20 protein-coding genes and 1 rRNA gene are annotated in these 24,118 nt (G+C 40.7%); 16 read left to right on the plus strand and 5 right to left on the minus strand.

Annotated features, from left to right (window positions below):
* Positions 1 to 19: 19 nt before the first annotated feature.
* The 9 genes from arfA to QNH29_RS03220 all read left to right on the plus strand — a co-directional run bounded on the left by arfA (position 20) and on the right by QNH29_RS03220 (position 10,288).
* Positions 20 to 1,534, plus strand: a complete 1,515-nt coding sequence (arfA, locus tag QNH29_RS03180) for an arabinosylfuranosidase ArfA (RefSeq protein WP_283863416.1) — start codon at positions 20 to 22, stop codon at positions 1,532 to 1,534.
* Between the two features lie 97 nt (positions 1,535 to 1,631).
* Positions 1,632 to 2,684: an aldose epimerase family protein gene (locus tag QNH29_RS03185; RefSeq protein ID WP_283863417.1), complete on the plus strand. Its 1,053-nt coding sequence runs from the start codon at positions 1,632 to 1,634 to the stop codon at positions 2,682 to 2,684.
* A gap of 30 nt (positions 2,685 to 2,714) precedes the next feature.
* A complete protein-coding gene (locus QNH29_RS03190) occupies positions 2,715 to 3,920 on the plus strand; it encodes a sn-glycerol-1-phosphate dehydrogenase (protein ID WP_283863418.1) in 1,206 nt (401 codons plus the stop codon).
* Between the two features lie 24 nt (positions 3,921 to 3,944).
* The gene (locus QNH29_RS03195; protein WP_283863419.1) at positions 3,945 to 4,895 is read left to right on the plus strand and encodes a glycoside hydrolase family 43 protein; all 951 of its coding nucleotides are present in this window, start codon (positions 3,945 to 3,947) and stop codon (positions 4,893 to 4,895) included.
* Between the two features lie 27 nt (positions 4,896 to 4,922).
* Positions 4,923 to 5,888: a glycoside hydrolase family 43 protein gene (locus QNH29_RS03200; protein ID WP_283863420.1), complete on the plus strand. Its 966-nt coding sequence runs from the start codon at positions 4,923 to 4,925 to the stop codon at positions 5,886 to 5,888.
* A 74-nt stretch (positions 5,889 to 5,962) separates the two neighbouring features.
* Complete coding sequence (locus tag QNH29_RS03205; protein WP_283863421.1) at positions 5,963 to 7,333, plus strand: MATE family efflux transporter; 1,371 nt, start codon at positions 5,963 to 5,965, stop codon at positions 7,331 to 7,333.
* A 22-nt stretch (positions 7,334 to 7,355) separates the two neighbouring features.
* Positions 7,356 to 8,330, plus strand: coding sequence for an aldo/keto reductase family protein (locus QNH29_RS03210; protein ID WP_283863422.1), 975 nt, complete (start codon positions 7,356 to 7,358; stop codon positions 8,328 to 8,330).
* A gap of 155 nt (positions 8,331 to 8,485) precedes the next feature.
* Positions 8,486 to 9,322 carry an MBL fold metallo-hydrolase gene (locus tag QNH29_RS03215; protein ID WP_283863423.1) on the plus strand — a complete coding sequence of 279 codons (837 nt, stop codon included), beginning with the start codon at positions 8,486 to 8,488 and terminating at the stop codon, positions 9,320 to 9,322.
* A gap of 24 nt (positions 9,323 to 9,346) precedes the next feature.
* Entirely contained in the window at positions 9,347 to 10,288 is a 942-nt protein-coding gene (locus QNH29_RS03220; protein WP_283863424.1) for a family 43 glycosylhydrolase, read from the plus strand.
* A gap of 243 nt (positions 10,289 to 10,531) precedes the next feature.
* On the opposite strand, the gene tatC is transcribed toward QNH29_RS03220, so the two are convergent.
* From tatC to QNH29_RS03240, 4 genes are all read right to left on the minus strand, one after another.
* Positions 10,532 to 11,254, minus strand: a complete 723-nt coding sequence (gene tatC / locus QNH29_RS03225) for a twin-arginine translocase subunit TatC (RefSeq protein WP_283863425.1) — start codon at positions 11,252 to 11,254, stop codon at positions 10,532 to 10,534.
* Positions 11,255 to 11,321: 67 nt separating this feature from the next.
* Complete coding sequence (locus QNH29_RS03230; protein WP_283863426.1) at positions 11,322 to 11,519, minus strand: twin-arginine translocase TatA/TatE family subunit; 198 nt, start codon at positions 11,517 to 11,519, stop codon at positions 11,322 to 11,324.
* A 17-nt stretch (positions 11,520 to 11,536) separates the two neighbouring features.
* A complete protein-coding gene (locus tag QNH29_RS03235) occupies positions 11,537 to 11,707 on the minus strand; it encodes a hypothetical protein (RefSeq protein ID WP_283863427.1) in 171 nt (56 codons plus the stop codon).
* A 25-nt stretch (positions 11,708 to 11,732) separates the two neighbouring features.
* Positions 11,733 to 13,349 carry a PhoX family protein gene (locus tag QNH29_RS03240; RefSeq protein ID WP_283863428.1) on the minus strand — a complete coding sequence of 539 codons (1,617 nt, stop codon included), beginning with the start codon at positions 13,347 to 13,349 and terminating at the stop codon, positions 11,733 to 11,735.
* A 544-nt stretch (positions 13,350 to 13,893) separates the two neighbouring features.
* Here QNH29_RS03240 and QNH29_RS03245 point away from each other — a divergent pair.
* From QNH29_RS03245 to QNH29_RS03265, 5 genes are all read left to right on the plus strand, one after another.
* Complete coding sequence (locus QNH29_RS03245; RefSeq protein ID WP_283863429.1) at positions 13,894 to 14,739, plus strand: VOC family protein; 846 nt, start codon at positions 13,894 to 13,896, stop codon at positions 14,737 to 14,739.
* 145 nt (positions 14,740 to 14,884) lie between these two features.
* Positions 14,885 to 15,265: a GntR family transcriptional regulator gene (locus QNH29_RS03250; protein ID WP_283863430.1), complete on the plus strand. Its 381-nt coding sequence runs from the start codon at positions 14,885 to 14,887 to the stop codon at positions 15,263 to 15,265.
* Positions 15,262 to 16,164, plus strand: coding sequence for an ATP-binding cassette domain-containing protein (locus QNH29_RS03255; protein WP_283863431.1), 903 nt, complete (start codon positions 15,262 to 15,264; stop codon positions 16,162 to 16,164). Before QNH29_RS03250 ends, QNH29_RS03255 begins: the two co-directional genes overlap by 4 nt.
* Positions 16,145 to 16,882, plus strand: coding sequence for a hypothetical protein (locus tag QNH29_RS03260; RefSeq protein WP_283863432.1), 738 nt, complete (start codon positions 16,145 to 16,147; stop codon positions 16,880 to 16,882). The genes QNH29_RS03255 and QNH29_RS03260 overlap by 20 nt, the downstream gene beginning before the upstream one ends.
* Positions 16,883 to 17,587 carry a hypothetical protein gene (locus QNH29_RS03265; protein WP_283863433.1) on the plus strand — a complete coding sequence of 235 codons (705 nt, stop codon included), beginning with the start codon at positions 16,883 to 16,885 and terminating at the stop codon, positions 17,585 to 17,587.
* Between the two features lie 58 nt (positions 17,588 to 17,645).
* On the opposite strand, the gene QNH29_RS03270 is transcribed toward QNH29_RS03265, so the two are convergent.
* Positions 17,646 to 18,545, minus strand: a complete 900-nt coding sequence (locus tag QNH29_RS03270; RefSeq protein ID WP_283863434.1) for a DMT family transporter — start codon at positions 18,543 to 18,545, stop codon at positions 17,646 to 17,648.
* A gap of 293 nt (positions 18,546 to 18,838) precedes the next feature.
* On the opposite strand from QNH29_RS03270, the gene QNH29_RS03275 reads away from it, so the two are divergent.
* Positions 18,839 to 22,057, plus strand: coding sequence for a DEAD/DEAH box helicase (locus QNH29_RS03275; protein ID WP_283863435.1), 3,219 nt, complete (start codon positions 18,839 to 18,841; stop codon positions 22,055 to 22,057).
* Positions 22,058 to 22,518: 461 nt separating this feature from the next.
* A 16S ribosomal RNA gene (locus QNH29_RS03280) occupies positions 22,519 to 24,065 on the plus strand.
* Positions 24,066 to 24,118: the final 53 nt, after the last annotated feature.

Raw genomic sequence — 24,118 nt, forward strand, 5'->3', positions numbered from 1 at the left:
GTAGAAAGGAACAGGGAACATGGCCAATAATAAAGCAAAAATGATTTTAGAAAAAGATTTTAAAGTCTCTGAGATTGATAACCGTATATATGGTTCTTTTATTGAACATTTAGGCCGTGCCGTTTATGGCGGCATTTATGAGCCAGGACATCCGCAAGCCGATGAAAATGGGTTCCGCCAGGATGTAATTGAAATGGTGAAGGAACTTCAACTGCCACTTGTCCGCTATCCTGGCGGTAACTTTGTTTCCGGCTATAACTGGGAGGATGGAGTAGGCCCTGTAGAAAGCCGCCCGCGTCGTTTAGATTTAGCTTGGCGTACAACTGAAACCAATGAAATGGGTACCAATGAGTTCATGAAATGGGCGCAGTTAGTCAATGCTGACGTAAATATGGCTGTGAATCTTGGAACCCGTGGTATTGATGCAGCTAGGAATCTAGTGGAATATTGCAACCACCCAGGCGGTTCTTATTATAGTGACCTTCGTATTTCTCATGGTGTAAAGGACCCTTACAAGATTAAAACTTGGTGTCTCGGCAACGAAATGGACGGACCATGGCAAATCGGGCATAAAACTGCTGCTGAATATGGCCGCCTTGCTCAAGAGGCTGCTAAAGTCATGAAGTGGGTAGACCCTACCATCGAGCTGGTTGCATGCGGCAGCTCACACCGCAATATGCCGACATTTGCTGACTGGGAAGCAACGGTACTTGACCATACGTATGATCATGTAGAGTTCATCTCACTTCATCAGTATTACGGCAACCGTGACAATGATATTTCTAACTATTTAGCCTTGTCCCTAGAAATGGATGACTTTATTAAATCGGTTATTTCAATTGCTGACTATATTAAAGCGAAAAAACGCGGGAAAAAGAAAATCAACCTCAGCTTTGATGAATGGAACGTTTGGTATCACAGCAATGAGGCAGATAAAAAAATTGAGCCATGGAGTATTGCACCGCCTCAATTAGAAGATATTTATAACTTTGAAGATGCTTTATTGGTTGGATGTATGCTGATTACGCTTTTGAAGCATGCAGACCGTGTGAAAATTGCCTGTCTGGCTCAGCTGGTTAATGTTATTGCACCCATTATGACAGAAGAAAATGGACCTGCCTGGAAGCAAACGATCTTTTATCCTTATATGCATACTTCTGTATATGGACGCGGCGTTTCGTTAAACCCAATTATTTCAAGTCCTAAGTATGACAGTAAGGATTTCACGGATGTACCATATTTAGAGTCAACAGCTGTTTACAATGAGGAACATGAAACATTAACAATTTTTGCTCTAAACCGTCATTTAGAAGAAGGATTAGAACTTGCTGTCGACATCCGTAACTTTGAGGGTTATGAAGTAGTCGAGCATATTGTTTTAGAAAATGACGGCAATCTAAAACAAACGAACTCTGCTCAAGGTACACCAGTTGCCCCGCATTCTAATGGCAATGCAAGAACTGGAAATGGCGGAGTTACCGCGGTATTACCTAAGTTATCTTGGAATGTAATCCGCCTGGCGAAGCGTAACTAATATCGCTCCATTCCATACCTGCTCTGTTACATTTGTTAACGGAGAGGTATGGAATGATTTTTTCTATTTTATCTTTCTTAAGGAAGGGTTGAACGCTATGAAGATTTTGAAAGAGGAGTTTGGAAGGAAAGATAACCAAACTGTTTTTTTATTTACTCTCGTAAATGATCATGGAGTAGAAGTTGGCTGTATTAATTATGGCTGTATTATTACAAAAATCATAACCCCTGATAAAGATGGAAACTTTGAAAATATTGTTATTGGATATGACACGTTGAACGAATATGAAAATGATCCTTATTTTCTAGGCGCTGCCATTGGCCGTGTCGCTGGAAGAATTAAGGCGGGTTCCTTCGATTTGAACGGACAAACATACACACTCGCGAAAAATGAAAATAATAATCATCTGCATGGTGGAAATAAAGGATTTAACCAGATTGTTTGGGAAAGCGAAGTCATCGAAAATGAACAGGAGATTGGTATTGGCTTCACTTATTTAAGCCCGAATGGTGAAGAGGGTTATCCTGGGAATTTAAATGTTTCGGTTACTTACTCCTTGAATAATGAAAATGAACTATCCATTCGTTATTCTGGCGTGTCTGATGAGAACACACTGCTAAATATGACGAATCACTCTTATTTCAATTTAAGTGGAAATTTAAAACGAGACATTTTAAATCATACACTGCAAATTAAAAGCGATAAGTTTCTTGAGTTAAATGATGAACTGCTTCCTACTGGAGAAATGCTGGATGTGAAAGGTACAGCATTTGATTTTACAACAGAGAGAATAATTCAAACGGGAGTGGAGTCAGACCACCCGCAAAATCAATTAGCTGGCGCGGGCTATGACCATCCATTTCTACTAAATACGCAACATGATAAAGAAATTGTCCTAAAAGACATCGAAAGTGGACGGACCTTAACAATTGAAACAGATGAAGCAGGAGTGGTTGTCTATTCTGGCAATATGATGAAATCGGAAGGAGAGATTGCTGGGGTACCATCACGGAAGTACTTGGGTATTTGCTTAGAGACTCAGGGACTACCGGATGCGATCCATCACCCGCAGTTCCCTTCTTGGATTTTAGAAAAAGATAAAGAGTATTCTTCCGTGACCATCTATAAATTTGGGAACTTAGAAGACTGATACTGTTTCAATGGAGCAGGAGGAATTTAAGTGGAAAACGATATGGCCGAACTCATGACTCTGGCTCAAAACTGTGATTGTGGAAATCACCATCATCCTATTCCAATAGAAAAAATCTTGATTGGAAACAGTGTTTACAAAGAACTTGCTGCCTTTGTCATTACTAAGGGATTTAATCATGCCGTCATTATCGCGGATGAAAATACTCATCAAGCTGCAGGCAAAAGTCTATCTGAAACATTGAAAGAAACGGGTATCAGAGTATCTCTTAGCATCATTACACCGGATGAAAATAACGATGTTGTCGCTGACGAAACTTCCTTAGTTCAAGCATTATTAGAAATACCGGTTGAAACGGATGTCATTATTGCCGTAGGTGCAGGGACCCTTCACGATATTGCGCGTTTTTGCAGTACAAAAATAAAAGTGCCATTCATTTCAGTTCCTACTGCACCTTCTGTAGATGGATTTACATCAATGGGGGCTCCGTTAATTGTCAGGGGTGTCAAAACGACCTTCCAAATGACAGCTCCGGTTGCCGTATTTGCAGATTTAGCTGTACTTATGGCAGCACCACGAAAAATGGTTGCAGCAGGCTTTGGTGATATGCTGGCCAAATATACTTCGCTTGCTGACTGGAGATTTGGCCATCTTGTAAAGGGTGAACCCTATTGTCCGCTGGTTGCTGCAATTACCCGCGAGGCGTTAGAGGCATGTGCGGCGAATGTAGAAAAGATTGCTGAAGCGGATGAAGAGGGAATTCAGATTCTAATTGAAGCGCTGATCAAGTCAGGGTTAGCCATGCTGATTTTTGGACAGTCACATCCTGCTTCTGGCGGCGAACATCACCTCTCACATTATTGGGAAATGGAATTCTTAAAGCAAAAGCGCCCTGCTGTGCTTCACGGTGCGAAAGTCGGCGTAACAACGGTACTGCTTGCGGAAGTATATAAAGAACGGTTTCTTCCTTTACTTTCTGAATCAGCTCGGTTACAGCCAGGAAAGTTACAAGAGAACCTCAAAGAAATCATGAAAATCTATCAAGAAATACCCAACCCCGAACACCTAAAGAATCTGTTAACGCAGACAGGCGGGGAAACATTGCCGGAACAGCTAGGTATTGATGAACAGCTGGTTGCCGCAAGCTTACAAAACGCACATAACTTAAGAAATCGTTACACAGCTTTAAAATTTATGAATGCTGCAGCAGAAAGCAGCACCCTTATACATCCATGATTTTGAAAGGAAAGGTGAAGTATCATGCAAAAAGTTGAAACGTTGAAAAATCCAATCGTCGAGCAGCGTGCCGATCCTTGGGTTTATAAGCATACAGATGGATACTACTATTTCACTGCTTCAGTACCTGAATATGACCGAATTGAAGTAAGAAGGTCAAAAACAATCCAAGGATTAGGCGATGCAGAACCAGTCGTTGCTTGGACGAAACATGAAGATGGAATCATGAGCGCAAATATATGGGCTCCTGAAATTCATTTTATTGAAGGCAAATGGTACATCTATTTTGCAGCGGCCCATAAGGACGCGATTTTTGACCATCGGATGTATGCAATTGAAAACGACTCACAAAATCCGCTCGAAGGAAATTGGGTTGAAAAGGGACAAGTAAAAACGGCTTGGGAGTCATTTTCTCTTGATGCGACCACTTTTGAACATAATGGAGATTTATACTATGTTTGGGCTCAAAAAGATCCTGAAATCGAAGGCAACTCCAACCTCTACATTGCAAAGATGGCGAACCCTTGGACACTTACAGGTCCACAAGTAATGATTACAACACCTGAATATGATTGGGAGAAAATTGGATTTTTAGTGAATGAGGGCGCGGCTGTTTTAAAAAGAAACGGAAAAATCTTTATTTCGTATTCTGCCAGCGCTACGGATTATAACTACTGCATGGGCTTGCTTTCAGCAGACGAAGACAGTGACCTGCTTAATCCGAAATCATGGAAAAAGTCACCACAACCTGTTTTCCAAACAAACGAGGAAAACAGTCAATATGGTCCTGGTCATAACAGTTTCACAGTATCAGAAGATGGCAGTCAAGACATCCTGATTTACCATGCACGTAACTACCGTGAAATCGTCGGTGACCCGCTATGGGATCCAAACCGTCATACACGTGCACAAGTGTTTACGTGGAATGAAGATGGAACGCCTAACTTTGGCACTCCGGTTCTAGATGGAAAATAAGTCATCATTGATAAAAGGGAGATTTTTATGGTAAGAGTAACAATCGAAGAAGCTAAAAGAGCAGAGGATCTCATTATCGAGCAGCGCGCTGATCCATGGGTTTACAAGCACACAGATGGCTACTACTATTTCACCGCATCCGTTCCGGAATATGACCGAATTGAAGTTAGGCGGTCTAAAACAATTAAAGGAATAGTAGAAGCGGAACCTGTAGTTGCATGGCGTAAGCATGAAACGGGACCATTGAGTGCGCTTATTTGGGCACCAGAAATCCACTATATCAACGGAAATTGGTATATCTATTATGCAGCTGCACCATCAAAGGAAATTGTAAATGGACTTTTTCAACATCGCATGTTTGTCATTGAAAATAAATCTACTAATCCTTTAGACGGTAATTGGGAAGAAAAGGGACAAATCAAAACGGACTGGGAGTCGTTTGCCCTCGATGCGACTTCATTTGAGCATAAAGGCCAGCAGTATCTTGTATGGGCACAAAAGGATCCACACATTAGGGGAAACTCAAACCTTTATATCGCTCCATTAGAAAATCCATGGACGATTCAGGGTCCTCAAGTCATGATTACGAAACCAGAATTTGATTGGGAAACGATTGGATTCTGGGTAAATGAAGGACCTGCAGTCTTAAAGAGGAACGGGAAAATCTTCATTTCCTTCTCTGGCAGTGCCACGGATGAAAATTATGCTATGGGAATATTAACTGCAGATGAAAACAGTGACGTAATGGATCCGGCATCTTGGAGTAAATCCACAGAGCCTGTGTTTAAAACGAATTATGAAACAGGACAATACGGTCCAGGTCATAACAGTTTTACGGTCTCAGAAGATGGAAGCAAGGATGTTTTGGTTTACCATGTAAGAAACTACACAGAGATTGTCGGCGATCCGTTATACGATCCGAATCGCCATACCTGTGCAAAGGAATTTACTTGGAATCCTGATGGCACACCAAACTTCGGTTTCCCAAAATAAATAATTGACGAACGATAAGGTTCATATCAGCTTTTTGATATGAACCCTTTCTGTAAAAAAAGGCGGGCAGCAAGATGGAAAGTTTACAAGATTCACAGGAAAGACGTATGACTCTGCGTGCCATAACATGGCCGATATTTATCGAATTGTTTCTGCAAATGATTATGGGAAGTACAGACGTCATCATGCTATCCCATATTTCTGATGATGTTGTCGCTGCAATAGGTGTAGCAAATCAACTAGTCTTTTTTGCTATTCTCCTATTTAACTTTACAGCCACAGGAACAGCGGTTTTAATCTCGCAGTATTTAGGTGCAGGTTTAAAAAAGGATGCCAAACAAGCATCTGCGATCTCCTTAACGATTAATCTGGGTATGGGTTTGGTTGTCAGTGTATTGTTTGTCATTTTTAAAGGACCGTTATTAAATATATTTCACCTTGATCAGGACATAGCCATGATCGGCTATGATTATTTATCCATCGTGGGTGGTACATTATTTCTTCAAGCAATGCTCGTTACTGTTTCTGCCATTTTGAGGTCAAATGGCTTCACAAGGGAAGCGATGTTCGTTTCAGTCATGATGAACCTTATCCATTTGATAGGAAATGCCTTAGTCATTTATGGCTGGTTTGGATTTCCTGAAATGGGCGTTAAAGGAGTGGCGCTATCGACTGCTTTCAGTCGTGCAGCAGCATTAGTTCTCGCGTTTTGGTTCATGTATAAGAGACTCCCTATCAGAATTGAATGGAATGATTATATCGATTTCCAATTAACGCATATTAAAAAAATACTGAAAATAGGCATTCCTGCTGCAGGGGAACAACTTAGTTACAATACGAGCCAGATGGCGATGACGGCAATTACTGCTCTTCTCGGCGCAGCAGCTTTGTCTACCCGTGTTTACACATGGAATATCATGTCCTTTATAATGCTATTTGCATTAGCTGTTGGCCAAGGAACACAAATTTTAATCGGTTATCGTGTAGGAGCTGGCGATTTTGCAGGGGCCTATAAGCAACTACTAAAAAGCTTAAAAGTAAGTTTTATTATTACTATTGTTATAGCAATACTTATTGCTATTTTTAGAGAAGCCATTATGGGTCTTTTCACAGATGATCCGGAAATTATTAAAGTCGGAAGTACACTTTTATTATTATGTTTAATTCTTGAGCCCGGAAGAACATTGAACCTTATCGTGGTTAACTCGCTTCGTGCTACCGGTGATGCGGTTTTTACCGTAAAAATGGGAATTCTGTCGATGTGGGGAATTGCTGTTCCTGTGTCGTATTTATTGGGTATACAAGTTGGTATAGGGTTAGCAGGAGTCTGGATTGCCTTTATAGCGGATGAATGGTTCAGAGGAATCGTTATGTATTTTAGATGGAAAAGCAGAGCGTGGGAAAAGAAAGTACTCGTTGATAAAAAGCAAGCCATTACTAGTTAAAAACTGAGGAGGAGAACGTTAAATGAAATACCGCAGACTTGGAAACAGTGGATTAAAAGTTAGTGAAATTGGATTAGGCAGCTGGCTTACCTATGGAAAAGCGGTCAATAATCTCACTGCACATGATTGTATTCATAAAGCATATGAACTTGGGATTAACTTCTTTGATACAGCCAATGCCTATGAAGGTGGAAAGACAGAGGAGGTATTGGGTGAGGCGTTAAAAGAATATCCAAGAAGTTCATACGTTGTGGCAACAAAGCTATTCTTCCCGATGGGTTCTGGTCCGAATGAGCGCGGACTATCAAGAAAACATATTGTCGAACAATGTGATGCTAGTTTAAAACGATTAGGCGTGGATTATATTGACCTTTATCAATGTCACCGCTATGACCCAGAGGTACCGATGGAGGAAACATTGCTGGCTCTTGATGATTTAATCAGGCAAGGGAAGATCCTTTACGCAGGTGTAAGTGAATGGAGTGCTGCCCAAATTGAGAAAGCTGTTGGGATCGGCAAGGAGTATCGCTTAAGACCGATTATTTCTAATCAGCCTATTTACAATATGTTTGAAAGATATATTGAAGATGAAGTGCTGCCAATATCGGCCGAAAAAGGGATTGGCCAAATTGTTTTCTCACCGTTAGCGCAGGGAATATTAACAGGTAAATATAAGCCTAATACAGAAAAACCAGCGGATAGCAGGGCCGCGAATGATGCGACTAATTTTGTCATCAATAGCTATTTCCGGGAGGATGTTCTGACAGTGGTACAGAAATTAAATGGATTAGCTTCTGAATTAGGGGTTACGTTAAGTCAGTTGGCATTGGCATGGATTCTCCGCCATCCTATCATTAGCTCAGCAATTATTGGTGCGAGCAGGACGGAGCAAATTGAAGAAAATGTAAAAGCGGTGGATATCAAATTGGAGCAGGATGTTTTACAAGCGATAGATTCAATTCTTGAAGAAGTAAAAGACTTTGCGCCATTAAGGTAGCAATTTTTCAATAGGCTTTGTTAGACTTGACGGTTGATTTGTGTTCTGTTTGCCCAAAATCAAGGGTGAATGGTGATCTGGGTAAAGTGGGAATGTTACAAAATCAATAAGGGCTCTAACACAGCCTTTCAATAAAAAGCGGGTGAGGGTTGTTAATGAAGGTCTATAAACATGGGGATTCTTTAGTAACAGAAATTAATGAAACGCGAATTCATAAAGGTGCTATTTCGTTTTGGAATTTAGGACAGGCAGGAATCTTGATGAAAGGCAGAGAGGAAGATGGATTAATCTGTATTGATCCCTACCTATCAAACAGCATTGAACAGGCAAATCCTGAAACAGAATTTAAACGGGCGTTTCCACCTGTTCTTCCTCCAAGCATGCTGGAAAACGCAGATGCGATTTTAATTACTCACGAACATGACGATCATTTGGATTTTGCCACGTTAAGAGAAGTCGGACAAAATAAGGTGGTTGTTCCAGCACCGCTCGTATCAATGGTCCAATCGGAAACAGGAAACGAAAACATAGTAGCTGCAAAAGCGAATGAATCTCTTCATATTAAGGGATTTCAGGTTACACCTTTTCCAGCAGCACATACTGATTATCAAGTTGATGTAAATGGTGATCATCTATATTTAGGTTATGGTCTAGAAGTAAATGGTGTTCGCCTGTTTCATAGCGGTGATACGATTGTCACCCCAGAATTAATAGAAAAGATCATAGAATTCAAACCTCATGTTGTATTCCTGCCGATTAATGGTGGAGACTATTTCCGTGCATCACGAGAAATAGTTGGAAACATGAGCTTTCGTGAAGCGGCGGAGTTTTCAGTTACGGTAGATGCTGACCTGGTTATTCCGATTCATTATGATTTGTTTCCCAATAATCGGGACAATCCTGCTTATTTTGTAGATTACTTGTTTAATCATTATCCAAATAAAAAGTTTCATATGATGGCACCTGGAGAACGTTTTATCTATCACCTGTAATTCAAACACTTGGAGGATGAAAATATGAATAACTCAAAACGCACCGGGAACATAAGTTTTTATGATATAGAGTGGGACTTGAAAGGTGATTTATGGGCCCATGATCCGGTTATAGCGAAGGAAGGGTCTACCTGGTATGTGTTTCATACTGGAAATGGTGTCCAAATAAAAACATCTGAAGATGGGGTTAACTGGAAGCAGGCAGGACAGATATTTCCGTCATTACCTGAATGGTCTAAACAGTATGTTCCTGAAAAAGAGGAAGAAAGTATTTGGGCTCCGGATATCTATTTCCATGATGGAACATATTATATCTACTATTCTGTATCTACCTTTGGGAAGAATACGTCCGCCATCGGATTAGTAACCAATACCACACTTAACCCTGATAATCCTGATTACAAATGGGTGGACCATGGATATGTTATTCATTCAAGTGAATCTGACAACTTCAATGCGATTGATGCCAATTTAATATTCGACCAAGAAGGTACACCATGGTTGAATTTTGGGTCATTCTGGTCCGGAATCAAGCTCATCCAATTGGACCCTGTAACGATGAAGCCGGCAGAGGGTGCGCAGCTCTTATCTATTTCAAGCAGAACGGAACAGCCGAATACGATTGAGGCGCCTTTCATTGTCTACCGTAACGGCTATTATTATCAGTTTGTATCTTTTGATTTTTGCTGCCGTGGACTTGAGAGTACCTATAAAATTGTCGTTGGCCGATCAAAGAATATAACAGGACCGTATTTCGATCGAGATGGGGTATCAATGATGGAAGGCGGAGGTACACTCATCGATGCAGGAGATGAGAGATGGATCGGACCAGGACATTGTGCCGTCTATTTTTCCGGTGACTCATCCCTTCTAGTCAACCATGCCTACGATTCTCTGAAAAAAGGAAAACCAACATTGCGGATCAAACCGTTGTATTGGGATGTAGAAGGCTGGCCGCATATCTAAAATGAAAAAAGACTTTGGGGGACCGTGCCTCAAAGTCTTTTTTATATTTAGGCTGTGTTAAAGTAGACTGATGATTTTAGAACCTGTTGATTGGAGCGGAAGGCGCTTGACTCCTGCGGGATGAACGAGCTGAGTGAGACCCCGCAGGTCGGAACGACCGAGGAGGCTCACGGGCGAGCCCGCGGAAAGCATAGCGCCTGGAGCGCAAATCAACTGCCCAATATAACACAGCCAACATTTTTATTATGCTGCTAAGTTTAATTTATGTTTTCGCTTATAAACTACTTTCGATAATAACACACTGCACTCATATAAAAAGATTAACGGGATGACTACCAAAATATCAGATAGAAAATCCGGCGGAGTGATTAATACAGCGGTTACGATGAGAACAAAGTAAGAGTACTTGCGAATCTTTTGTAATCTGTATGGATTTAATACCCCAAGACTAGTCAAGAACATGATTACCACTGGAAGTTCGAATAAAAATCCAAAAGGCAGGGTCATGTGCAGTAAAAACGTAAAATACTTTTCTGTGGTGAAAAAGGTCATAAACATATCCTCTGACATCGAGAGAAGGAACTGATAAACGATCGGGAAAATGATAAAGTATCCGAAACTAATTCCAACAATAAATAAAAGGAATAAAGAAGGAATATAGGCTAATGTTACTTTTCGTTCAGTATCTTTCAAGGCAGGACGGACAAAAAGCCAAATTTGATAGGCTGCTATTGGAATACTCCCTGAAATGGCCACCACACAGGAAAGCATCAAATATACCCATAAAATATCGCTTGGCCCTAAAATAGCGAGCTGTACATCTAGGTCCTGAACCAGCCATTGATAAATATCTTGAACATAGACAAAGGATAAAATAAACAAAACCATAAAGGCCCCGAGTATGATGATCAGTCGTTTACGTAATTCTTCAAAATGGCCAATCAAAGCCATATCATGATTAGACATTGTAAATCCTCCTTAGAAAAAGAAGACGCAAGCACCATTTTCTGCCTGCATCTTCTCGAGATAAGTATTAAATCGTCTTTTCCTCTTTTTTTGGCTGTACTTTACTAGTGTCCTCATCCGAAACCAATTCACGTGTCGATTTTTTAAATTCCTTTAAGGTGGAACCTACAGCACGTCCTAATTCCGGTAATTTTGAAGGTCCGAAAATGATTAATGCAATCACTAAAACAAGTATTAAACCGGGGATGCCTATGTTCTGAAGCATAATTGTTGTACCCTCCTTTAGATCGCTTTTTTTGTTTGATTGCGTTGATAGCAATATTGAAATAGCTTATACTTAGCTTTGTTTTTACAAAGATGACAACGATAGCTTTCTTCCTCTGGAATTAACTTAATATGAGGAACATACATATGCTTCAAGGCATCTTTAACGTGGTTTGAACATACAAACATGATGAGTTGTGCCCCTTCCAAGTGGTTATTTAAAGCTTCCACCTTGTACCGCTACTAAACAAGAACGTCCGAAGGTTTGCCCAGGGTACGGATTCCATGTTTCTGGATGCTGTACATCTAGGAACAATGTTTTTTCGTCTGGAGTTAACCATGGTCCTGTTACTTCACAGCCTTTTGGACCTGAAGCAAATTGGAAAGGTTCCCCGTAATCTTTACCATCCGTTGGTATCATGAATACTCCACAGTTTTTATAGGCAGCATATTGATTGGTTTCTGTTGCAGAATAATCTTCAACCACCCAGAGATTGCCTTTGCTATCAAAGTGCAGGTTATCAGGGCAAGTAATTCCGCTTTGCTGACCGCCGGCAACAAACACTTCAAATGTGAAGGATTCACTAGCGTGGTCACCGTTTGCCGGAACAAAACGAACAATTTGTCCATGGAAATTTCCGTGACCAGTGTTATTCGTTAGGGCTAAGAAGACAGATCCGTCATGAGGGTGAATTTCCACATCTTCTGGACGGTCTAATTTTGTACCGCCTGCAGCAAGACCTGCTGCGCGTGCATTTGTTAAGACATCAGCTTGGTCAGCAAATTGACTCTGAAGCTTGGAATTGGTTGCATGATCGAGAGCAATCCATTTTTGCTGACTCATACTTGCCACATATAATGTTCCGCTTTCTAAAATATCAAAGTTGGCTTCACGATTGGCAGGATTGAATTTCTTGCTGCTAATAAATTTATAGAAGCACGCATCACCTTTATCATCACCCATATAAACAACCACTCTGCCGTCATTGGTTAAGCCCATTGCAGTATTTTCGTGGGCAAAACGACCAAGGGCAGTATGCTTACGTACAGGTTTGTTTGGGTCGAATGGATCTACTTCAACAACCCAGCCATAATGATTGTCATTAAAATTTGGCCAGCCATAGTCATCGCTGTATTCTGTGTTTTCTTCACAAGATAAAACAGTATTCCATAAAGTGCGGCCGCCGCTGCAATTTCCTAATGAACCCACTACACTCGTTGCTCCGCTTACATACTTGCTTCCACGTGCGGGACCAGTTAATTCAATTGGAGTATTACCATCGACACGGCGATTATATGTATCATCTAAAACAAGTTTCCAGCCATCCTTTTCCTTTTTAACATGGATGACAGAACCACCGACAGCTTCTTTTTCCATTTTTAATAGCTCAGGATAGTTTGCTAGATTTTCCTTTTTAAAAGCAGCTTCGTTGATTCCTAACATCTTCATATAGTTTCCTGGTTCAGGGAACTCATGATTGACCCAAATCAAGCCTTCCTCGGAATTGTTGCCGCCTTTTAAGCTATCCATTGGAAAATAAACAGTTAGGTCAGCTGCATCTCCAAAAATTTCACCCTTCGAATTAATCTTATCTCCATAAGAAGCAATAATTGAATAGTTGTATCCGTTAGGAAGGACCATATCGTTCTCCCATGTACGACTAACTGGTTTGAACGGGGCAGTAAGTGATTTACCCTTTCCTGAAGGCTGTCCATTTAATAAGTGGTTTCCAGTCATTGCGTTCCCAGTTAAAGTCCCAATTCCGGATGAAGCTGCAACGAGTGCGGCAGTACTGCTTCCAACATAGGTTAAAAATAAACGGCGATCCATTTCATCATTCTCCCTTTTAGCTCAATTTGTATCTTCTCCTAGATTATAGGCAGTCCAATACCCAATGTTAATTAAGGGAGTGTAAAGAATTGTTAAGAAAAATTAAATTATTTTAATGATTTGTAAATTGGTAATATGGCTTTTATCTAGAGTCTTGGCCTTAATTGGGTAACTAGTAAAACGATTAAGCGGAGGTTTTCCGGTTAACTGCAAAACGGTGCTCGTTTCGGAGAAAATAAGCGGAGGTTTTCCGCTTATGCAAAGCAAAATCTCCCATTTTCTAATTTTTCGAGTGAATAGGCGGAATATCTCCGTCTAATGAAGCCTTTTTTTATTATATTCACTAATTAAGCGGAATTTTTCCGCTTATTTTTCAACTAGGGTGCGATCCTCCGGACGAATGCACCCGAAGACGGAGTTATTTTTTTATAGAGCGTTTATTTTGCAATAAATTAAGGAACATCTCTAATATAAATGTGAACAATGAATTTCTTTTCTGAGGTAATGAATAATATAAATACAGTGAGATGGAGGGGATAAAACGATGGAAGGTTTTCATCAGAGTCCAAATATTTATAGCAGTGAAGTCAATCTTAAAGTGAAAGATTTAGACTATGCTCTAACTTTTTATCAAAATATTATGGGTTTTAAGGTACTAGAGAAAACAAATGGGAAAGCCGTTTTAACTACTGATGGAAAAACACCGTTAGTAACGCTGGAACAGCCTGAAAATGTGATACCAAAGAAAGAAGGAATGTCAGGACTTTACCACTTTGCGATCCTCCTGCCAAGCCGTGCGGATTTATCTGTTTTTTTACGTCATTTTCTTGGCACTGGATACCCGCTCGGTGCTGCGGATCATTATGTGAGTGAGGCACTTTACATAACCGACCCGGACGGAAATGGGATAGAAGTATACCGAGATCGTCCTTCGAATGAATGGACGTGGAAAGATGGCTTGGTGGACATGGCAACAGTGGAACTAGATGGAAATGGAATCCTGGCTGAAAGTGACGCGGAATGGACGGGTTTGCCTCCTGGAACAATTATGGGTCATATTCATCTTCATGTAGGAGATTTACAGAAAGCAGAGGAGTTTTACACAAAAGGGCTGGGATTTAATATAGTAAGCCATTATCCACAGGCGGTATTTTTATCCACAGGAGGTTACCACCATCATATTGCCATTAATACATGGCAGGGTGTTGGGGCTCCAACTCCACCGAAAAACAGTGCAGGACTAAACTGGTATACACTCGTATTTCCAGATTATGCGGTGAGAGAAGCAGCGATTGAACGCTTAAACCAACTAGGTGCAAGTGTGGAAAAAGAAGCAGATTATTATGTCACGAGTGACCCATCGGGTAATCAAATCCGATTGGTGTTATAACGCTATTAACTGTAAAGCCAGAGGAATCTGGCTTTTTTTGTTGTGGTTAAATTGGAAAAATATCCAAAATATATTGTTTTTTGGAAAATAGAATGGTATAGTACATTACAACAGTAATGTACTATGTCAGAGAGGAGGAAGAAGGTTGATTCTAAATATGGACGGAACGAAGCCGATATATCTGCAAATTTCCGAATGGCTGGAGAGAGAGATTCTGAACGGAAACTTTGAGAGTGATCAAAAAATTTATTCTCAGTATCAGCTTGCAGAGATGTTTACGATTAATCCAGCCACGGCTGCGAAAGGGTTAACACTGCTGGTCGAAGAGAATGTTCTCTATAAAAAGCGCGGGCTCGGTATGTTTGTTTCAAAAAATGCGAGGGAGATTATCTTGAGCAAACGAAAAAATCAAACCTTAAAAAAATTAGTTCTTGAAATAGTCATGGAGGCAGAACGGTTGAATGTAAGCAGAGAGGAACTAATCAAAATGATACAAGATGTTAAAGTAGAGGAGGCAGGGGAATGAATATCATTGAGTGTAAAAGATTGACCAAAGTTTATGGTGGAGCAAAAGCGTTGAACAATCTTTCTTTTGAAATAAAAGAAAATAAGATTACGGGTTTAATAGGAAGAAATGGTGCGGGCAAAACGACACTTTTAAAAATTATTGCTGGTTATTTTAGAGAGACTTCAGGTGAAGTAAAGGTTTTTTCAGAAAAGCCTTTTAACAATTTATTGGTGTCGGCCAATGTTATTTATATTAATGACCAAATGAACTTTCCAACAGCATTGAGTTTGAAAGAAATACTAAATATCTCCTCCACCTTTTATGAAAATTGGAACCATGAGCTTGCTGATCGTCTTTTTGACTACTTTTCCTTTCAGCACAATCAACAATATAACAACCTATCGAAGGGAATGAAAAGTACTTTCAATACGATTGTAGGTTTATCTGCACGCTGTGCCTTAACCATGTTTGATGAACCAACAACCGGAATGGATGCTGCGGTAAGGAAAGATTTTTACCGTGCACTGCTAAAAGATTACATTGATTTTCCCCGAACCATATTACTCTCAAGTCATCATCTAAATGAAATAGAAGATTTATTAGAAGATGTCTTGCTTATTAAAGATGGAAAAGAACTTCTTCATATCGAAATGGAAGATCTAAAAGCATATGCAATTGGGGTTCAAGGGTTGACCACTGCTGTCGAGGAGTGGGTGAAGAATCGTGAACTCCTTCATTCTAAGAACATTGGTCTCGATCGAATGTACGCAGTAGTAAAACATCATGATGCTGAGTCTTACACCGAGCGGGCAAAAGCACCAGGACTTGAGATCACCCCGGTTTCATCAAGTGATCTATGTGTGTATTTAACCAGTAACACGAAAGGGGGAATTGACGATGTCTTTATCAAGGATTAGTTTACAAGAGGTTGTAAAAAAACAATATTCTTATAAGCTTCGTGCTTACATTCAAGTGTTCATGTCACTAGTGTTTATTCAGGTTTTAGGCATTTTGTTCTCATTTAATGGAGTGGGAATGATGGGCACCAGCAGTAATACGTTTGAAATTGATGTGCATTACTATTCTGCTGACATCGTGGTGATTTTCACGATGTTATGGGCATTCATTACTTCCATACTAATTACAACTCAGGCCTATCGAAACGATGATTTTGCGTTTATTACGAATAGATTGTCGAGTAACTTATCCAATATGCTGTTTTTACTGACGATAAGTTTGGTTGGAGGATTAACCGCGCTGCTTTCGAATCATGTAATGAGGATATTGATGTATGTATTTGGTCAAAGTGAATACCTATATACACCTACTGAAATGTCTGAGTGGATGATCGGTTTTATCGCTACGATCCTTTATGTTTTACTTTTCTCTGCAATCGGTTATTTCGTAGGAACACTCGTTCAGCTTCATAAGGGATTTGCTGTTTTGCTGCCAGTCCTATTTATTGGGATATTGATACTAGGTGCAGGAACAATGAATGAATCCATTTTTAAATTCGTTTTTGAATTTATTTTTGAGGAAAGATCTCTGGCTGTATTTATGGTTAAAATAGGGGTTTTGGCTGCCTTGCTTTTTTCGGGATCTGCACTCCTATCGAATCGAATGGAGGTAAGATAAATGCTATCATTTGTGCCAATCGTCATCGTAGTCATCATGGTAATTGCAATTACTTCTCTTTTGATCAATTTAACTAAGCGCAGCAGCAAGGTATTTTTCTCTGGGAATCGCATTCGCTGGATGTTTGTTGGCTATCTAAGCATTTTGCTTATTTGTACGGGATTGAGTCCTTTGCTGCCGAAGGGGGAAATAACCTACCAAAAGATTGATGCAAATCAATTGGAAAAAGATAGCGAAGAGTTGTATGAGGCAGCAATATCAGGGAATATTGAAAACGTCCATAGTAAATACATCGTAAAGAACCGGAAGTTTGATTATACAGAAAAACAGTTAGATATTGCAGTCGTAAATGAGGATTTTCTTAGCGCCTCAATTATTGTGGAGAGAAAAACAACCAATGACCAGAAAATTGAGGCTCTCCATTATCAAACGGGTTCAGGTTTAAATGAGATGTCTATATCAGATTTAATGCAACCGCTTGGAATAAATATTGATAAAAACACATTGATACTTGAAAATCCTCCAAAAATAAAACTGGAGTTCTCGCAATTCCAACAAGCATTCCCAATCAACCAATTCACCGGTAAAGGCGATTTCAGTGATACAAACAACTTTATTGACGGAACCAGCATCCTTTATTTAAAGATACCCAAAGACTTAGAACTTACTACCACAAACGAAATTGCTCTAGAATACGTGGAATGATTTCTGTAGGGTGAAAAACAAATGCCTAATCCCTTATCATTGGGATTAGGCATATTTATTAAGCGGTCTTACTAATTGGAACATTTTTTTCTTTCGGTTTTTTAGATGAAACATACACTCCGCCTAATATGAAAATAAATCCTGTAATCATAGTTAAATGAATCTCTTCCTTAAGAATGACCGCACCCCAGAGCATGGCGGATATCGGCACTAGATATGTGACCAATGAGGCAAATTCCGGGCTTCCTTTTTGAATACAATAATAATACAGAAGATAGGCAATCCCAGAACCAAAAACACCAAGACCCACTAATGCCCAAAAAATAGAAGGCTCAAGCATCATAGTAAAAATGGATGTGTTTGTGAACAGTACCATAATGAAACTAAAAATTGCAGAAACTGTTAGTGTGCTAACGGAAATCATCGTAACACTAACATTTACTAAGTATTTCTTTGTCAGGTGTGTTGAAAAACCATAACAGAGAGTAGCGCCGACCATCGTGATTAAACCAACAACAGACTGTTCCGTAAAATTCGTAAAATCAACGCCAGACAGTATGATGATTCCAAAGAAGCCTAGTGCAATCCCTAGCCACTGGAACAACCGTAATTTATTGTGAAAGATAACAAAACCAATAATCAGTGTCCAAATCGGTGTTGTTGCATTTATTAATGAGGCATAGCTGCTAGTAATTTTCGTCTCACTTAGCGCAATTAAATACCAAGGAATCGCATTATTGAGGAGTGAAACAAGAATAATCATACCTAATGGCAACTCTTTAACATCCTTCCAGTCCTTTCGGAAAGCAATAATCAGTAAAAGAATAACGGTCCCAAATAAACATCGGCCAAAAACAACTCCCCAAGCACCAAGCGGCTCCACTAAGAGCTTAATAAATAAAAAAGACGTACCCCAAATTAAACTAAGCGTAAATAAAGCCCCATATAACCTCGCCAAACTTCTCATCCCCCATCCATAAACAACGATAAACCAGGTGCCTTGCACCGTCAATCACTATAATAAATTTAAAAAGATTTGATATAATGATAACCAGTGTAATGTAACAGTCAACTGTTATGGTGTATGATGACAATTTGTATGGTGACATAGATTGGTGACACATTGTATGGTGACAGGCACCACTCGTGGACACTGTCCGTGTGGAATGGACAGTTGTAGTTTCACGAGGTTTGGTTACTGTGTAGGATAGAAAGGTTTCCTTGACTTACCTTGGAGAGGAGCGGGGCATTTTGAATATTACTCTAAGTCAGAAACAGATTAAAGAAATGTGCGGAACTGTCTCCTTTAAACGAGGGGATTCTTTTTATAGAGCAGGGAAAGTTTTGTTTGATTATATTAGCAATAACCGTTGTGAGGCGACGGTTAAAGGCACGGAAGATTTCTATGTCATACTAAATAAAGATGAGAGCGGTGACCTTCGTACAACCTGCAGCTGTCCAACTCTTGTATCTGTAAAAAACGACTGTCAACATATCGCGGCCGTGCTGCTGTCTCTTTATGATCATCAACAGCAGGGAACAATGCCTAGGGTACGATTGGGTGACCAGGTCGATCCTTCCACTCGTGATGCACTGACAAAAGGGTTGCTTACTCTTTTCACAGACCAACCCAAAAGGCCAAGCAGGCACCAGCTTCATTTCGAGAATAGACAGGTGCTGAAAGCAAATTTTCTGTGTAAACCTGTGGATATTGGAAAGGGTAGGAAGCTGTTTGGAATAGAAATGGAGATAGAGCAAGAAAAAGTGGAGAATATTCGTCAGTTTCTCTCTCAGATCAAAGAGGGGCTTCCGAGTGCACTATCCGATACCTTTGTCTTCCAAACAAGTCTTCATTGTTTTCATAAAGAGACAGATGATGTCATCCAGCAGCTTTTCCTTGTACTTCAAGATGAAAAATTATATGCGGAGGCATTGGCAGACAGTATAGAAGAAACGCTACCTTCGGATCTTTTGCTCATACCTCCATCATCCCTTAATCAACTCCTACCCTTGCTGGTAAAGGTTCCACAAGTAAAAGTTGAAAATGATGGGGGAACATACGAAGGTGTTGTTGTAACGGAAAAAATGCTGCCGCTGGAATTTATCTTTACGACTTCAGTGAGCGGAGGCTTCCGTCTAAGAATAAAAGGCTTGAATCATCTAACTATAATGGATTCTTACCACTTTGTTCTATATAAGAATAGTTTCATTGGGCTAGAAGATACGGATAATAAACGCTTGGCAAACCTTAAAGAAATGTTGGAAGCTTCGCAAACAAATCAAATTGAGATTCCTGAAGAACAGATAGACTATTTTTTAGATAACGTGGTCCCAGGTTTAAAAAGACTCGGTAAGGTTGAACTTCCTCTCAATATAATGAGCACTAATAGAAAAACCCCTTTAGTTGCCAAACTATATTTAGATCGGTTGAAAAATCGACTGCTGGCAGGCTTGGAGTTTCAATACGGTAATATCGTTATCAACCCGTTAGAAAATCGAGAATTGCAGAACGGTCTCGTACTAATAAGGGACGTTGAAAAAGAAAATCAAATTATCCAACTGATGGAAGATAGCTCATTTGCTACGACAGAAAGCGGCTACTACTTGCATAACGAAGAGCTGGAGTATGAGTTTTTATATCACGTTGTCCCTAAGATGCAAAAGCTTGTACAAATTTATGCAACGACTGCAGTCAGGACTAGAATCTTTAAGGAAAATAGTATTCCGAAGATTCGAGTTAAGGTATCAAAAGAACGAACCAATTGGCTGGAATTTAAATTTGATATGGATGGAATTCCGGAGAAACAGATAAAAGAAGTTTTATCTGCGCTTGAGGAAAAAAGAAAATACTATCGGTTGCGGAATGGTGCGCTTCTTTCCCTAGAAACGAGAGAATTTGAGGAAATCCAGCGTTTTCTAAAAGCAGCACCTGTACAAGCAGAGGATCTAGAAGCAGGGTTGAATGTACCAATTGTTTGGGGATTAAGGCTGCTTGATTCCGTTGATGATAACTCCTTTACACTTGAAGAATCGTTCCGTCAGTTTTTAGATACCATCCAAAATCCAAGTAATATGCAGTTTGAGGTACCGGAATTGACAGCGCCGATTCTGAGGGACTATCAAGTGCATGGCTATAAATGGTTAAAAACACTTGCTAGTTATGGGTTTGGAGGAATTCTTGCAGATGATATGGGACTGGGGAAAACACTTCAGAGTATTACTTATATCCTTTCAGAACTTTCTCTCATTCGTAAAAAAAACCAGCCGGTTCTAATCGTTTGTCCAGCGTCATTAACTTATAACTGGCTTAGCGAAATTAGAAAGTTTGCTCCAGGAGTGCAAGCTGTCATTTTAGATGGCACTAAACCAGAACGGACAGCGAAACAAAAACAGATTTTGGATGCAGATATTGCTATAACTTCTTATCCTCTGCTGCGAAAGGATATCCTTTGGTACGAGAAGATAACCTTTCATACTGTGTTCTTCGATGAAGCACAGGCTTTTAAAAACCCGATAACGCAAACAGCAAGAACGGTTAAAAAAATTAAAGCAGACCACCGTTTTGCTTTAACAGGCACTCCTGTTGAAAATTCATCAGAGGAGCTGTGGTCTATCTTTCATGTTATCCTTCCGGAATTATTTCAAGGACTCAGGGATTTTAGCCACTTAACGAGAAAGCAGATTGCGAGAAGGGTCCGTCCATTTTTACTTCGAAGATTAAAGGAAGATGTACTATCAGAGCTGCCGGAGAAAATAGAATCTGTCGACTTTGTGGAATTGCTGCCAGAACAAAAGAAACTCTATGGAGCTTATTTAGCAAAACTAAGACATGACACGCTTAAGCATTTGGATAAAGACACACTTCGAAAAAACAAAATAAAAATTCTTGCTGGTTTGACAAGGCTCAGGCAGATTTGCTGCCACCCATCTCTATTCGTTGATGGCTATAAAGGGAGTTCAGCTAAATTTGAACAGCTGCTTAGGATTTTAGAGGAATCCCGGCAAGCTGGACGAAGGGTGTTGATATTTTCACAGTTCACGAAAATGCTCCAGCTAATCGGCAGGGAAATGGCGCTTCAAGGGCAGACTTACTTTTATCTGGATGGACAAACCCCTTCAGAATATAGGCTTGAGCTCACAAATCGATTTAACGCAGGAGAGTGTGACCTTTTTCTAATTTCCTTGAAAGCAGGAGGAACGGGCCTTAATCTAACCGGTGCAGATACGGTTATCCTCTACGATCTATGGTGGAATCCAGCAGTCGAGGAGCAAGCAGCGGACCGGGCACACAGGATGGGGCAAACAAATATCGTGCAAGTCATCAAATTAGTTGCGCGAGGTACTATAGAAGAAAAAATGAATGAACTGCAGGAGAAAAAAAGAGAATTAATAGAAGAAATTATTGATTCGAAGGATAAAGGATCTTCTACTCTAACCGAAGAAGATATTAGGGAAATATTAATGATTTAATAATGACTTCCCGTAAACATTTGAATTTTTAACTAATCAAACGTTTGATTAAATAATCTCTAAAACTTTTTAAGAAAAACTAATCAAACGTTTGATTAAATTAATTCACTAATGCTCATACTTAAAAAATATTGTAATAAGGTGTTGACTCTTTTTGAAAACAATAGTAATATAGTAATTCCCTCGAGCGAAACATATTGAAACAGGATGTTTCTTTCTGAGTGGAAAGAAAATGATTGACTTTATAATTTATATAATGTACAATTATTTTTGTTGCTAATTACGAAAAGATATTTTAAAAAAGTAATTGACACGATATAAACAAAGATGTTATAGTAATAAAGTCGCTTTTAAGCGATTAACAAATTGCTCTTTGAAAACTAAACAAACAAGAACGTCAACAAACAATTTTTTAGCTTTTTAAAAAAGCTAAGCCAACGTAACAAATGAGCTAATCAACTTTCTTGGAGAGTTTGATCCTGGCTCAGGACGAACGCTGGCGGCGTGCCTAATACATGCAAGTCGAGCGAATCTTGAGGTGCTTGCACCTCTTGGTTAGCGGCGGACGGGTGAGTAACACGTGGGCAACCTGCCTGTAAGACTGGGATAACTTCGGAAACCGGAGCTAATACCGGATAATCCTTTTCCTCTCATGAGGAAAAGCTGAAAGTCGGTTTACGCTGACACTTACAGATGGGCCCGCGGCGCATTAGCTAGTTGGTGAGGTAACGGCTCACCAAGGCGACGATGCGTAGCCGACCTGAGAGGGTGATCGGCCACACTGGGACTGAGACACGGCCCAGACTCCTACGGGAGGCAGCAGTAGGGAATCTTCCGCAATGGACGAAAGTCTGACGGAGCAACGCCGCGTGAGCGATGAAGGCCTTCGGGTCGTAAAGCTCTGTTGTTAGGGAAGAACAAGTACCGGAGTAACTGCCGGTACCTTGACGGTACCTAACCAGAAAGCCACGGCTAACTACGTGCCAGCAGCCGCGGTAATACGTAGGTGGCAAGCGTTGTCCGGAATTATTGGGCGTAAAGCGCGCGCAGGCGGTCCTTTAAGTCTGATGTGAAAGCCCACGGCTCAACCGTGGAGGGTCATTGGAAACTGGGGACTTGAGTACAGAAGAGGAAAGCGGAATTCCACGTGTAGCGGTGAAATGCGTAGAGATGTGGAGGAACACCAGTGGCGAAGGCGGCTTTCTGGTCTGTAACTGACGCTGAGGCGCGAAAGCGTGGGGAGCAAACAGGATTAGATACCCTGGTAGTCCACGCCGTAAACGATGAGTGCTAAGTGTTAGAGGGTTTCCGCCCTTTAGTGCTGCAGCTAACGCATTAAGCACTCCGCCTGGGGAGTACGGCCGCAAGGCTGAAACTCAAAGGAATTGACGGGGCCCGCACAAGCGGTGGAGCATGTGGTTTAATTCGAAGCAACGCGAAGAACCTTACCAGGTCTTGACATCCTCTGACACTCCTAGAGATAGGAATTTCTCCTTCGGGGGACAGAGTGACAGGTGGTGCATGGTTGTCGTCAGCTCGTGTCGTGAGATGTTGGGTTAAGTCCCGCAACGAGCGCAACCCTTGATCTTAGTTGCCAGCATTCAGTTGGGCACTCTAAGGTGACTGCCGGTGACAAACCGGAGGAAGGTGGGGATGACGTCAAATCATCATGCCCCTTATGACCTGGGCTACACACGTGCTACAATGGATGGTACAAAGGGCTGCAAGACCGCGAGGTTTAGCCAATCCCATAAAACCATTCTCAGTTCGGATTGCAGGCTGCAACTCGCCTGCATGAAGCCGGAATCGCTAGTAATCGCGGATCAGCATGCCGCGGTGAATACGTTCCCGGGCCTTGTACACACCGCCCGTCACACCACGAGAGTTTGTAACACCCGAAGTCGGTGGGGTAACCGCAAGGAGCCAGCCGCCTAAGGTGGGACAGATGATTGGGGTGAAGTCGTAACAAGGTAGCCGTATCGGAAGGTGCGGCTGGATCACCTCCTTTCTAAGGATAATGCAGTCCTTGTGGACTGATAAGAAGTTGACCGTTACTTGTTT

Origin of the sequence: Neobacillus sp. DY30 (assembly GCF_030123065.1) — a bacterium.
GTDB lineage: Bacteria > Bacillota > Bacilli > Bacillales > Cytobacillaceae > Neobacillus.